Here is a 12,412-nt window from a genome sequence, read left to right as displayed (position 1 = left end):
GGGTGATTCTCCCCTGTGTACGCCGCTGCCGGGCACCCGCCGTCCGCGGGTGCCCGAGCCGCGTACGCGAGGTCAGTGGTCCGCCGTCACCAACTCCGTCTCCTCCTGGCCCTCCTGGGGCGCCGGGGGCCGGCCCGGCAGGAACAGCGCCACGATCACCGCGCCGAGCACGGCCACACCCGCGCCGCACAGGGCGGTGAGGTGCATCGCGTGCAGGAACGCGTCGTTGGCGGGGGCGACGAGGGCCTTGCCGTCCGGGCCGAGCTTCGCGGCCACGCCCAGCGTCGCCTCGATGGACTCGCCCGCGGTGTGGCGCACGGCGGGCGGGAGCTGGGAGAGCTTGTCCTCGATGCCGTCGCGGTACGTGGTGGACAGCACCGAGCCGAGGATCGCGATGCCGAGCGCGCCGCCGACCTGACGGAAGGTGTTGCTGAGCGCGGACGCGGAGCCCGCCTTCTCGCGGGGCAGCGCCTGCATGATGACCACGCTGGTCGGGGTCATGACGTGCGCCATGCCGGCGCCCATCAGGAAGAAGACGACCTCCAGGAGCCAGATCGGGGTGTCCGCGTCCAGCGTGGCGAACGCGGCGAGCATCGCGGCGAGGACCACCAGACCGGCCGTGGTCGTGGCCTTGTTGCCGAACCGGTCGACGACCAGCCGGGCCCGCGGCGCGAAGATCATCTGGGCGGCGGCCAGCGGCAGCATCAGCAGGCCGGTCTGGAGCGGCGAGTAGCCGCGCACGCTCTGGGTGTAGAAGACCGAGAAGAAGGTCACGCCCATCAGCGCGAAGAAGACCAGTGCTATGGCGGCGATGGCCGCGGAGAAGACCTTGTTCTTGAAGTACGTGACGTCGACGGACGGGTGGTCGCTGCGCTTCTCGAACACGACGAAGGCGGCGAGAACGGCAAGGCCGGCCGCGATGGTCGCCAGGACCTGCGGGTCGGTGAAGTCGGCGAGCTGACCGCCCTTGATGATGCCGTACACCAGAAGGACGAGCCCGATGACGGACAGGACGACACCGACGGGGTCGACGCGGCCGGGGTTCGGGTCGCGGGAGTCGGGGACCAGCCAGACCATCAGGCCCAGCGCGATGACCACGATCGGCACGTTGATCAGGAAGACCGAGCCCCACCAGAAGTGGTCGAGCAGCACGCCGCCGGTGATCGGGCCGATGGCGATGGCGATGCCGACGCCGCCGGCCCAGATGCCGATGGCCTTGGGCTGCTCGTCGCGCTCGAAGACGTTCATGAGGACGGCGAGGGTCGCGGGCATCACGAAGGCGGCTCCGAGGCCCATCACCGCGCGGAACGCGATGAGCTGCACCGGCGAGCCGGACTCGGCGGCGAGCGCGGAGCCGATGCCGAAGACGGCGAGACCGGCGAGGAGCATCTTCTTGCGGCCCAGCCGGTCACCGAGGAGCCCCGCGGTGAAGAGCAGCCCGGCGAACACGAGCGTGTAGGAGTTGATGGCCCACTCCAGCTCGCTCTGCGTGGCGCCGAGGCCGGTGGGAGCCGGGGTGGAGATGGTCTTGATGGCGACATTCAGGATGGAGTTGTCGAGCACCACGATCAGCAGGCTGAGCATCAGCACGCCGAGGATCGCCCAGCGGCGCCGGTGCACCGCTTCGGGGACCCGCCGTTCGGTCGGAGCAGCAGGAGTTGTCATGCCGCCGAGCGTAGGGTAATTCCGATACGGAACCGTCTCGTATCGAAATTCTTTACGGAGACCTTACGAAGAGACCTAGGTCACGAGACCTGGTCCCCGCCTCTCCTGCCCTGGTCTAGCCGCGCGTGGCACGAGGTGCCACCATGGAGGGGATCCGGGGACGCCGTGAGGGCGCCTCGAGATGACAGAAGGAGCCGTTGCGATGACGCAGCTTTCGGCTGCCCAGAAGCCGTCCGACAGCAGCAAGGCACTGTACGGAGGCAAGGGCACGCGTCGCATCACCATCCGCGACATCACCACCGCCAAGGAACGCGGCGAGAAGTGGCCCATGCTCACCGCGTACGACGCGATGACCGCGTCCGTCTTCGACGAGGCCGGCATCCCGGTCATGCTCGTCGGGGACTCGGCGGGCAACTGCCACCTGGGGTACGAGACGACCGTGCCCGTCACCCTCGACGAGATGACCATGCTGTCGGCCGCGGTCGTACGCGGCACCAGCCGCGCCCTGATCGTCGGCGACCTGCCCTTCGGCTCGTACCAGGAGGGCCCGGTCCAGGCGCTGCGCTCGGCCACCCGGCTGGTCAAGGAGGCCGGGGTCGGGGCCGTGAAGCTGGAGGGCGGTGAGCGCTCGCACCGCCAGATCGAGCTGTTGGTCGAGTCCGGCATCCCGGTCATGGCGCACATCGGTCTGACCCCGCAGTCCGTGAACGCCATGGGCTACCGCGTCCAGGGCCGCGGCGAGGAGGCGGCCCAGCAGCTGCTGCGGGACGCCAAGGCGGTCCAGGACGCGGGCGCGTTCGCCGTGGTCCTGGAGCTGGTCCCGGCGGAACTGGCCGCGGAGGTCACGCGGGTCCTGCACATCCCGACGGTCGGCATCGGTGCCGGTCCGGAGACGGACGCGCAGGTGCTGGTCTGGACGGACATGCTCGGGCTGACCGGCGGCAAGGTGCCGAAGTTCGTGAAGAAGTACGCCGATCTGCGCGAGGTCATGGGCAACGCGGCGAAGGCGTTCGCCGAGGACGTCGTCGGCGGGACGTTCCCGCTGGAGGAGCACTCCGTCCACTAGACGTTCAGACGTTCCACAGAGCCACTACGGCACCAGGGCAGCCCGCCGATCTTCCCCCGTCGGCGGGCTGCTGCCGTTCCAGAACCGGACAGGCCCTGGTCTCTGGAGGCGCGTCCGGATCCGGTTCAGCAGCCGGGTGCCGTCCTCGCCGCCGAACCACCGTGTGTGGCCCACGAAACGGTCGTACGCCAGTGCCGTGTCCGCGGTGGAGCCCATCACGCCGTGGAAGTAGCCCATCTCCGACAGCGCGGACTCGGCGTGCACGAGGGGCAGCAGCGCGGGCAGCGCGGCCGACTCCGCGGCGCTGAGGGGGCGTTGCTCCTGGTAGCCCTCCAGCAGTGAGACCCGGTACAGATCCGTGCCGGCCCCGGCGGCGTGGACCTCGTAGACCCACCCGCCGCGCGCGACGGCCCCGAGCACCTCGGCGAAGGGCGCGCCGTGCTCCCTCAGGTGCCGCAGGAACGCGTGCTCCTCGGCCGGCCCCTGAGGGGTGCGGCGGCGCTGTGGTGCCGTTTCACAAGGAGGCGGTGCCCGCCCCGCTCGACCACGGCCGCCGCCGACAGCGGGCGGACCGGACAGCTCCTCCGACCTGGCAGAACGGCCCGCAGCCGGCGTACCGGGGGCGGCTGTCGGCACCCTGTAGGCGGGCTGTCGGCGCCAGTCGGCGCCTGTCGGTGGTTTGTCGGTGGTGGCTGACACCTTGGCGGCATGACGCGAATCGACAACACGCCCCGGCAGGACGGAGCCGGCCCCTCGGCGGCCGTCGTCGTACGGGGGCTGGTCAAGCACTACGGCGAGACCAAGGCGCTGGACGGGGTCGACCTGGAGGTGCGCGAGGGCACCGTCCTCGGGGTGCTCGGCCCCAACGGCGCCGGCAAGACCACCCTGGTCCGCTGCCTGTCCACCCTCATCACCCCCGACTCCGGCCACGCCGTGGTCGCCGGCTACGACGTGGTGAAGCAGCCCCGGGGGACCCGCCGCGTGATCGGCCTCACCGGCCAGTACGCCTCGGTCGACGAGAAACTCTCGGGCTACGAGAACCTGTATCTGATCGGCCGGCTCCTCGACCTGCCCCGCAAGGAGGCCAGGGCACGGGCCGACGGACTCCTGGAGCGGTTCTCGCTCACCGACGCCGCCAAGCGCCCGGCGTCCACGTACTCCGGCGGTATGCGCCGCCGCCTCGACCTCGCCGCGTCCATGATGGGCAGGCCGTCCGTCCTCTACCTGGACGAGCCGACCACCGGTCTGGACCCGCGCACCCGCAACGAGGTGTGGACGGAGGTCAAGCGCATGGTCGCCGAGGGCGCGACCGTCCTGCTCACCACCCAGTACATGGAGGAGGCCGAGCAACTGGCCTCCGAGCTGACGGTCATCGACCGCGGCAAGGTCATCGCGGGCGGCCGCATCGACGAACTCAAGGCGCGGGTCGGCGGCCGCACCCTCCGCGTCCGCCCGGCGGACCCGCTGGAGCTGCGCCCGACAGCCGCGGCGCTCGACGACTTCGGTCTCACCGGCCCCGGCTCCGCGACCGTGGACCCCGAGACCGGCACCGTGGTGGTGCCGATCCTCAGCGACGAGCAGCTGACCGCCGTGGTCGGCGCGGTCACCGCCCGCGGCATCACCCTCGCCGGCATCACCACCGAACTGCCCAGCCTGGACGCGGTGTTCCTGTCCCTCACCGGCCACAAGGCCAGTGCCCCGCAGGACGCGTCCCCCGCGTCCCCCGAATTCGCGAAGGCCGCCGTATGAGCGCCACCACTGTCCCGACGCCCGTAGCGCACGACGAGGGCCGCATCGGGCTCCGCGGCAATCTGCGCCACATCGGCGCCCTGGTCCGCCGCAACCTGCTGTGGATCCGCCAGGACCCCGAGTCGATGTTCGACGCGGTCCTGATGCCGATCGTCTTCTGTCTGCTGTTCGTGTTCGTCTTCGGCGGCTCGATCGCCGGCAAGGGCCACCAGCACGAGTACGTCAACTACGTGGTCCCGGGCCTGATGGCGATGATGGGCATGAACATCGCCATGGGGGTCGGCACCGGTTTCAACCAGGACTTCCAGACGGGCGTGATGGACCGTTTCCGGTCCCTGCCGATCGCCCGCTTCTCGGTGCTGATCGCCAAGATCACGGTCGAGATCGGCCGCATGCTGGTCGCCGTGGCGGTCCTGCTCACGGTCGGCTTCATACTCGGCCTGTCCGTGTCGAACGTCCTGGGCCTGTTCGCCGCCGTCGGACTCGCGATGGTCTTCGGCTCCGGAATCATGTGGATCTTCCTGACCATGGGCGTGGTGATGAAGAACGCCCAGGCCATCCAAGGGATGGGGTTCCTTGTGCTGATGCCTCTGCAGTTCGGGTCGTCGATCTTCGCCCCGACCGACACGATGCCCGGCTGGCTCCAGGCGTTCACCGACTACAACCCGCTCTCGTCGCTGGCGGACGCCGCCCGCGGCCTGATGAACGGCGGCCAGCCGGTCGGCCACGACGTGCTGGTGACACTGGTCTGGTCGGTCGTCCTCACGGCCGTCATGGCACCGATCGCCATCCACAAGTTCCGCACCAAGAGCTGAGCTTCAGCCCCCCGGTCCGCGTCAGACGAGGGCGGCGGCCTCCTCCAGGGAGAGCCCGCCGCCCTCCGCGTACGCGGCCTCGTACGCCGCGTCGCCCAGCACGGCACGCACCCCCGCCTCGGCCTCCGCACGCACCTCGCGCTCCATCACGGACGGAAGGTGTCCCGGTGGCAGCAGCTGGTCGCAGACGGCCAGGCAACGGGCCGCGTCCGGGGCGCGCAGCCCGCCGTCCAGGCCGGTGAGCGCGATGGCCGCGGTGGTCAGATGCACCGAGAACATGTGCGGCGCGATCACCCGGGTCACCTGGTCCGCGGCCCGGGCCAGCGCCCGGCGCACCTTCTCCACCGCCTCCGCGTACCGCCCCTCGGTGGCGTCCAGCCACGCCTCCACACCGACCACGAAGCCGTCGAAGACCACGAAGCGGACGTCTCCGAAGTCCGTGCGCAGCATGCCCAGCTGCTCGCGGGCCTCGGCGAGACGGCCGGTGCGGCCGAGCCGGATCGCGAGGAAGAGCCGCGCGGCGGGCATGGCCTCGCTCACCATGCCCTGGCCCTCGTCCAGTACCTCCCGCAGAAGCTGCTCGCCCCGCTCCCCCTGGCCCGCGTCGATGAGGACGCTGCCCAGGCGGGCGCCCAGCACGGCCGCCTGGGCATGGGCGCCCAGCCGTTCGGCGTACGTGATCGCCGCCTCGTAGTCGGCGGCGGCGCGCGGGTAGTCACCGCTGCGCTCGCGGGCCTCGCCGCGCGCGGAGAGCGCCTCGGCCGCGCCCCAGACATCGCCGATGCGGATGAAGATCTCCAGCGCCTCGTCCGCGTCACGGGTCGCGTCGGCCGCCCAGAAGCTGCGGTTGGCGAGGACGTTGGCCCGCATCTGGAGGGCCTGGGCCAGCTCCCAGGAGTAGCCGAGTTCGCGGCAGGTGCGCACGGACGCGTCGACGACGGCGCGGGTGCTGTCGAGGTCGCCGGTGAGCATGACGGCGAAGAACCACAGGAAGCCGGGGCTGCGGCAGATCTGCGGCTGGCCCGGGCGGTAGGTCTCGCTGATGACCCGCAGCTTCTCTCTGGCCCGCGGGGTGTCCCACATCTCCAGGTCCATGTCCATGCAGGCGAGATGGACGAGGTGCACTCCGCGCCGGGCCTCGTCGAGGATCTCGGGGCGCATCGGCGGCGGGCTGTCCGTGCAGCTCTCGCGGAGCACGGGGGCCGGCCGTGCGGGCGCGGCGAAGGGGTCGGGGCCGAGGGCCATGACCGCGGTGGCCCAGGTGCGGGCCTCGATGCGCTGGTCGCGCATCTGCCAGTACCAGCACAGCGACAGGACCAGGCAGAGCGCCTCCTGCTCGTCCCGCGCGGCGACGGCGTGGCGCAGGGCGGTACGCAGGTTCTCGTACTCCAGCTGGAACCGTTCGATCGCGGCGCGCTGGCCGGCGCCGCGCAGCAACGGGTCGGTGGTGCGGGCGAGTTCGCGGTAGTACGTGAGATGGTCCCGTTCGGCGGCGGTGCGCTCGCCGGACTCGTCGAGCCGTTCGCCCGCGTACTCGGCGACGGTCTCCAGGAGCCGGTAGCGCATCCCGTCGTTGCCGCCGCCGTCCGCGAGGGACGCGACGACGAGGGACTTGTCGACGAGTGAGCCCAGCGCCTCCAGGGCGGCCGGGCCGCACACCGCCTCCGCGGCGGCCAGGTCGCAGCCGCCCGCGAAGACGGACAGCCGTCGCAGCACACCGCGTTCGTCGGCGTCGAGCAGCTCCCAGGACCAGTCGACGACGGCCCGCAGGGTCTGCTGCCGGGGCAGCACGGTACGGCTGCCTGAGGTGAGCAGCCGGAAGCGGTCGTCGAGCCGGTCGGCTATCTGACGGGGCGTCAACATGCGGAGGCGGGCGGCCGCCAGCTCGATCGCCAGCGGCATGCCGTCGAGGCGGCGGCAGATCTCGGCGGCGGCCTCCGGGTCGTCCTGGACCCGGAAGCCGGGCCGGGCCGCCGCGCCCCGGTCGGCGAGCAGCCGCAGCGCGTACGGCTCCGGCAGCGGCTCCACCGGCCGCAGCAACTCTCCCGGTACGCCGAGGGGTTCGCGGCTGGTGGCCAGCACCGTCAGCCCCGGGCAGCGCGCCAGCAGCTCCGCCACGAGGTGCGCCGCCGCGTCCACGACGTGTTCGCAGTTGTCGAGGATGAGCAGCATGCGGCGCCGCGCGCAGTGCTCGGCCAGCCGGACGAGGGGATCGTCCCGGCGTTCCGCGACGGCCCGCATCTCCTCGGCGCCGGCCCCGTGCAGCACGGTCTCCCGGGCCCCGAGCGCGGTGAGCACGACCTCGGGCACGACCTCCGGATCGTCCACCGGCGCCAGCTCGGCCAGCCACACCCCGTCGGGCATGCCCCCGGCCACGGCCTCACCGGCCTCCTGCGACAGCCGCGTCTTGCCGGCCCCGCCGGGCCCGAGCAGCGTCACGAGCCGCGCGGACGCGAGATCGCCGCGGATGGTGCCGATGTCGGCGTCGCGGCCGACGAAGGAGGTGAGGCGGGCGCGGAGGTTGCCCGGGGGCACGGGGGCGGCGGGGGCACGGGAGGTCCTGACGGAGCCGGCCGCCCCGCCCGCGCCGCCCGCCGTCACACCGCCGCGAAGGCCGTCCGGCCGCGGACCCGCACCCTCGGCCCTGCCACCGCCGTACGCCACCGGACCCGCGCCCTCGGCCCTGCCACCGCCGTACGCCGGGACGGCACCCGTGCCGCCGTGCCGCTCTCCGGCCGGGACGGCACCCGTGCCGCCCGTACCGCGCGTTCCGGGTCCCCCGCCCCAGCCCGGCGTGGGTTCACCGGCCGGGCTCAGCAACTCGCCGTGCAGGGCGCGCAGTTCGGGGCCCGGGTCGGAGCCCAGCCGGTCCGCCAGCAGCTGTCGTACGTCCTCGTACGCGGCCAGGGCCTGTGCCGGGCGGCCGGTGTCGCGCAGGGCGCGCAGCCGCAGTGCCTGGAGGGGCTCGTCCAGGGGGTGCACGTCGCACAGGGCGGTCAGCTCGGGCAGGCACTGGTCCGCCTGGCCGAGGGACAGCGCCGCGGTGAGGCGGGCGCGGCGCACGTCGAGGCGGCGGGTCTCCCAGCGGGCCGCCTCCGCGGTGCGGTCCGGCAGGTCCGCGAGGGCCGGCCCGTGCCACAGGGCGAGCGCGTCGTCGAGGACGACGGCCGCCTTCGCCGGGTCGCCGTCGGCCAGGGCCCGCAGGCCCTCCCCGGCGAGCCGCTCGAAACGGTGCGCGTCGACGTCGTCGGCGACCGCCGCGAGACGGTAGCCGCCGTGCACGGACTCCACCGCGTCCGCGCCGAGCGCCCTGCGCAGCCGCCCGACCAGTGCCTGAAGGGCGCCGGTCGCGTCGGCGGGCGGGTCGCCGTGCCACACCTCGCCGACGAGGACGGCGGCGGGCAGGGTCCGTGCGGGCCGCAGGGCGAGCACGGTCAGCAGGGCACGCAGCCGCGCCCCGCCGACCGGGACGGGCGTGCCGTCGGGGCGCAGTGCCTGGGTGGTGCCGAGAACGCGATAGCGCACGGGGTCCATTGTCTCCGGTGCCGTCACGACCGGTCACGGGGTTCGGGCGGTGCGGCGCCGGGGACGTCGAGTTCGACGAGAACGCCGGACCGGCCCTCGCCGAACCACTTCGGGCAGCTCGTCACGGCCTCCAGCGAGCGCGTCCCCGGCACCGGTTCGCGGGTCAGGGAGCCGGGGGCGAGGACCGCGTACTCCTGGTGCACCAGGTGGATCGCGCGGACCCGCCCGGTGGTCTCGGGCCACTCGCCGCCGTGCCGCTCGACCGTCAGCAGGCCGACCCTGCGGATCGGCTCCGCGGGTTCCGCGCCTGACTCGTCCACCGCGTCGGCGTTCAGCGCGGCCGTGAGCCCGGGACCTGCGGGCGGACCCGTCCGCAGCGTCCTGAGCACGCCGCCGTACTCGTCCCGTACCGCCTCGACGGACCCCACGAGCCTGCTCAGCTCGCGCTCCCAGTCGCCCGCGAGCACGTCGTCCGCGTCCATGAGCAGCAGCGGCCAGCTCACCTCGTCCCCCACCGAGAACGGCGTACCGCAGCACTCCATCTGCCAGTCCTCGTAGTACACGTACCAACGCCCCATGCCCCCACCTTCCCCGGAACTCCCGACCCACCGCGAGACGTTTTCGCAGTGCGCCCGGTACGGTCGGGCAGTCCCAGCCCATACGTACCAGCCCAGGGAGCCCCATGACCACCGCCGCCTCCCGGCGCAGTGACCGGAGGATCAGCCCCGTCTTCATCGGGATCGTGGCCGTCACGGCGGTCACCGGCTGGGCCGCGTGGACCGGGTTCGCCGCGCAGCCGGGGATCGCCGTCTTCCTGTTCGTGACGGCGGCGTGGATCGTCTCGCTCTGTCTGCACGAGTACGCGCACGCGCGCACCGCCCTGCACAGCGGTGACATCTCGATCGGCGCGAAGGGCTATCTGACGCTCAACCCGCTGAAGTACACGCACGCCCTGCTGAGCATCGTCCTGCCGGTGATCTTCGTGATCATGGGCGGGATCGGTCTGCCCGGCGGCGCGGTGTTCATCGAGCGGCAGCGCATCCAGGGCCGCTGGAAGCACAGCCTGATCTCGGCGGCGGGCCCGCTCACGAACGTGCTGTTCGCCGCCGTGTGCACCGCGCCGTTCTGGCTGCACGCCCTCGACGGGGTGCCGAGGGACTTCCAGTACGCGCTGGCGTTCCTCGCGCTGCTCCAGGTCACGGCGGCGATCCTGAACTTCCTGCCGGTGCCGGGCCTGGACGGCTACGGGGTGATCGAGCCCTGGCTGTCGTACGACATCCGCCGCCAGGTGGAGCCGTTCGCGCCCTTCGGACTGCTCGCCGTGTTCGCGATCCTGTGGATCCCGTCGGTGAACGGGGTGTTCTTCGACGCGATCGACGCGATCCTGAACGGTCTCGGGATCGACGACATCCACCGCTACTGCGGCCAGGAGCTGTACCGCTTCTGGCAGGGCGACAACGAGTTCTGCTCGGTCAGCTTGTGACGGACCCGCGCCCGCCGCGGCCCCGCCGCGCGTAGTACCAGGTCATGTTCGACGACAGTCCCGCCATCAGCACCCACACGATCCCCAGCCAGCTGCCCTGGACGAAGGAGACGACGGCCGCGGCGACCGACAGGACGCAGACGACGAGGGCGTAGAGGGCGAGGCGGGGCATGGGGCGGGCTCCTGTCGGGGGGACACTGCTTTCCCTCAGTGTCCCCCATGCCCTCGCGCGGCCTATACGTCGGTGACGCGCAGACCGGCGTGCGCCTTGTAGCGGCGGTTGACGGAGATCAGGTTGGCGACCAGGGACTCGACCTGGTGGGCGTTGCGCAGCCGCCCGGCGAAGATGCCGCGCATGCCGGGGATGCGGCCGGCCAGCGCCTGGACGATCTCGACGTCGGCGCGCTCCTCGCCGAGGACCATGACGTCGGTGTCGATCTCGGCGATCTCCGGGTCCTGGAGCAGTACCGCGGACAGGTGGTGGAAGGCGGCGGTGACCCGTGAGTCCGGCAGCAGGGCGGCGGCCTGCTCGGCGGCGCTGCCCTCCTCCGGCTTCAGCGCGTACGCGCCCTGCTTGTCGAAGCCGAGCGGATTGACGCAGTCGACGACGAGCTTGCCCGCCAGTTCCCCGCGCAGGGACTCGAGGGTCTTGCCGTGGCCGTCCCAGGGCACGGCGACGATCACGATGTCGCTGCGGCGCGCGGTCTCGGCGTTGTCGGCACCCTCGACACCGTGGCCGAGCTCGTCCGCGGCGGCCTGGGCGCGGTCCGTGGCGCGCGAGCCGATGATCACCTTCTGGCCGGCCCTGGCGAGGCGGTAGGCGAGGCCCTTGCCCTGGGGGCCGGTGCCGCCGAGCACGCCGACGACGAGCCCCGAGACGTCGGGAAGGTCCCAGGGGTCCTTGGCGGGAGCCTTCTGTGCACTGTCAGTAGAGGTCATGGGGTGACTTTACGTGCGTACCCCCGGGCGGTTCAGGTTCACGTGAGGGCCGTCACCGGGATGCGACGGAAGGTGATCGTCTCGTAGGCGCCGAAGTCACCCGTCTCGTAGAGCAGGCCGACGGTGTCCTGGTCGACGCGTACGAGATCGGAGTACGCGGCGGGCAGGCCGTCGAGCGGGTGGGCGGTGCGCCAGGTGGTGCCGCCGTCCGCACTGGCGCGGACGGTCATCAGGGCGCGGAAGGCGGGGTCGGCGGGCCCGGAGTACAGGAGCAGATCGGGGTCGCGGAGCTGGAGGACGCTGCCCTGGACGACGGGGGTGGTGAGCCCGGCCTGCGGGCGGAACGGCTTGACCAGGGTCTTCCCGCCGTCCTTCGAGTACGCGTCGGCACGGTTGCCGGGGGACGGGGAGTCGTTGCGGGTGTTGAAGTAGACCCGCCCGTCGGGGAGTTCGGTGGCCGTCGTCTCGTTCACGTTGATGTAGCCGTTGGTGTTCTCGTCGAGGTAGCCGAGGTACCAGCTCGCGCCGCGGTCGTCGCTGAGCAGGCAGTGCCCGCTGTTGTACTTGGCCTCCGTGCCGTTGTCCGTGCCGGTGGGCGGGACGGTGTGGTTGCCGGGTACGACGACGCGGCCGGTGGTGAGCTGGAGGGCGTGCCCGGGTGTGGTGGCGTACCAACGCCAGTTCGCCTTGCGCACCTGTCCGGTGATCTCACGCGGGCCCGACCAGGTCAGTCCGTCGTCGTCGCTGTGCTGGACCCATACGCGCCGCCCGTCGGCGGCCTTCACCTTGCCGCGCAGGATGGCGTCCTCGCTCGCGCCGGCCGCGCTGCGGACATGGACGAGGAGGACCCGGCCGGTGTCGAGGACGACGGGGGCCGGGTTGCCCGCGAGGTTGTCGCCGTTCTTCGCGACGGCCTGGAGCGGGCCCCAGGTGCGGCCGCCGTCGCCCGACCGCTTCAGCACGATGTCGATGTTGCCGTGGTCGTGCGCGGAGTCGACCCGGCCCTCGCAGAAGGCGAGCAGGGTTCCCACGCCGGTCGCGACGACTGCCGGGATCCGGTAACTGGCATAGCCTTCGCGGCCGCCGCGGAACGGTGTACTGGCTTCTGTCATCGGGGCTCCTCGAGGGCACCGTGGACTTTTGGTGACCGGCGACTGCCCAACTTGGGCG

General features: G+C 72.2%; 11 protein-coding genes. 4 read left to right on the top strand and 7 right to left on the bottom strand.

Going from position 1 to position 12,412, the window contains the following annotated elements; genetic code table 11:
- Nucleotides 1–72 precede the first annotated feature (72 nt).
- Nucleotides 73–1,665, bottom strand: a complete 1,593-nt coding sequence (locus GTY58_RS30975; RefSeq protein WP_010987346.1) for an MFS transporter — start codon at nt 1,663–1,665, stop codon at nt 73–75.
- 202 nt (nt 1,666–1,867) lie between these two features.
- Between GTY58_RS30975 and panB the strand changes: the two genes are divergently transcribed.
- Complete coding sequence (gene panB / locus GTY58_RS30970; protein WP_010987345.1) at nt 1,868–2,731, top strand: 3-methyl-2-oxobutanoate hydroxymethyltransferase; 864 nt, start codon at nt 1,868–1,870, stop codon at nt 2,729–2,731.
- A 24-nt stretch (nt 2,732–2,755) separates the two neighbouring features.
- On the opposite strand, the gene GTY58_RS30965 is transcribed toward panB, so the two are convergent.
- Nucleotides 2,756–3,151 carry a hypothetical protein gene (locus GTY58_RS30965; RefSeq protein ID WP_010987344.1) on the bottom strand — a complete coding sequence of 132 codons (396 nt, stop codon included), beginning with the start codon at nt 3,149–3,151 and terminating at the stop codon, nt 2,756–2,758.
- Nucleotides 3,152–3,439: 288 nt separating this feature from the next.
- Here GTY58_RS30965 and GTY58_RS30960 point away from each other — a divergent pair, with 288 nt between their 5' ends.
- Nucleotides 3,440–4,480, top strand: coding sequence for an ATP-binding cassette domain-containing protein (locus GTY58_RS30960; protein ID WP_010987343.1), 1,041 nt, complete (start codon nt 3,440–3,442; stop codon nt 4,478–4,480).
- Nucleotides 4,477–5,295, top strand: a complete 819-nt coding sequence (locus tag GTY58_RS30955) for an ABC transporter permease (protein WP_010987342.1) — start codon at nt 4,477–4,479, stop codon at nt 5,293–5,295. Before GTY58_RS30960 ends, GTY58_RS30955 begins: the two co-directional genes overlap by 4 nt.
- 21 nt (nt 5,296–5,316) lie before the next feature.
- Here GTY58_RS30955 and GTY58_RS30950 read toward each other — a convergent pair whose 3' ends face one another.
- Together GTY58_RS30950 and GTY58_RS30945 are read right to left on the bottom strand one after the other, a co-directional pair.
- Entirely contained in the window at nt 5,317–8,829 is a 3,513-nt protein-coding gene (locus tag GTY58_RS30950) for a BTAD domain-containing putative transcriptional regulator (RefSeq protein ID WP_042493764.1), read from the bottom strand.
- 14 nt (nt 8,830–8,843) lie between these two features.
- Nucleotides 8,844–9,398, bottom strand: a complete 555-nt coding sequence (locus tag GTY58_RS30945; RefSeq protein ID WP_010987340.1) for a DUF6578 domain-containing protein — start codon at nt 9,396–9,398, stop codon at nt 8,844–8,846.
- Nucleotides 9,399–9,502: 104 nt separating this feature from the next.
- On the opposite strand from GTY58_RS30945, the gene GTY58_RS30940 reads away from it, so the two are divergent.
- Complete coding sequence (locus GTY58_RS30940) at nt 9,503–10,303, top strand: site-2 protease family protein (protein ID WP_010987339.1); 801 nt, start codon at nt 9,503–9,505, stop codon at nt 10,301–10,303.
- Here the strand turns inward: GTY58_RS30940 and GTY58_RS30935 are convergent.
- From GTY58_RS30935 to GTY58_RS30925, 3 genes are all read right to left on the bottom strand, one after another.
- Nucleotides 10,293–10,475 (bottom strand): hypothetical protein, encoded by a 183-nt coding sequence (locus GTY58_RS30935; protein ID WP_010987338.1) that lies wholly within the window; start codon nt 10,473–10,475, stop codon nt 10,293–10,295. The two genes, GTY58_RS30940 and GTY58_RS30935, sit on opposite strands and share 11 nt — an antisense overlap.
- A gap of 62 nt (nt 10,476–10,537) precedes the next feature.
- Nucleotides 10,538–11,242, bottom strand: coding sequence for an NADPH-dependent F420 reductase (npdG, locus tag GTY58_RS30930; protein WP_010987337.1), 705 nt, complete (start codon nt 11,240–11,242; stop codon nt 10,538–10,540).
- Between the two features lie 38 nt (nt 11,243–11,280).
- Nucleotides 11,281–12,354 carry a sialidase family protein gene (locus tag GTY58_RS30925; protein ID WP_010987336.1) on the bottom strand — a complete coding sequence of 358 codons (1,074 nt, stop codon included), beginning with the start codon at nt 12,352–12,354 and terminating at the stop codon, nt 11,281–11,283.
- Nucleotides 12,355–12,412 lie beyond the last annotated feature (58 nt).

It is taken from the genome of Streptomyces sp. SID5469, assembly GCF_009862865.1.
GTDB lineage: Bacteria > Actinomycetota > Actinomycetes > Streptomycetales > Streptomycetaceae > Streptomyces > Streptomyces avermitilis.
Note: the sequence above shows the minus strand (reverse complement) of the source record. Positions and strands in the feature narration are given on the sequence as shown.

Coding starts and splice junctions, on each gene's coding strand:
- GTY58_RS30975 (WP_010987346.1), bottom strand. CDS start 1,665: ATGACAACTCCTGCTGCTCCGACCGAACGGCGGGTCCCCGAAGCGGTG.
- panB (WP_010987345.1), top strand. CDS start 1,868: ATGACGCAGCTTTCGGCTGCCCAGAAGCCGTCCGACAGCAGCAAGGCA.
- GTY58_RS30960 (WP_010987343.1), top strand. CDS start 3,440: ATGACGCGAATCGACAACACGCCCCGGCAGGACGGAGCCGGCCCCTCG.
- GTY58_RS30955 (WP_010987342.1), top strand. CDS start 4,477: ATGAGCGCCACCACTGTCCCGACGCCCGTAGCGCACGACGAGGGCCGC.
- GTY58_RS30950 (WP_042493764.1), bottom strand. CDS start 8,829: ATGGACCCCGTGCGCTATCGCGTTCTCGGCACCACCCAGGCACTGCGC.
- GTY58_RS30945 (WP_010987340.1), bottom strand. CDS start 9,398: ATGGGGCGTTGGTACGTGTACTACGAGGACTGGCAGATGGAGTGCTGC.
- GTY58_RS30940 (WP_010987339.1), top strand. CDS start 9,503: ATGACCACCGCCGCCTCCCGGCGCAGTGACCGGAGGATCAGCCCCGTC.
- GTY58_RS30935 (WP_010987338.1), bottom strand. CDS start 10,475: ATGCCCCGCCTCGCCCTCTACGCCCTCGTCGTCTGCGTCCTGTCGGTC.
- npdG (WP_010987337.1), bottom strand. CDS start 11,242: ATGACCTCTACTGACAGTGCACAGAAGGCTCCCGCCAAGGACCCCTGG.
- GTY58_RS30925 (WP_010987336.1), bottom strand. CDS start 12,354: ATGACAGAAGCCAGTACACCGTTCCGCGGCGGCCGCGAAGGCTATGCC.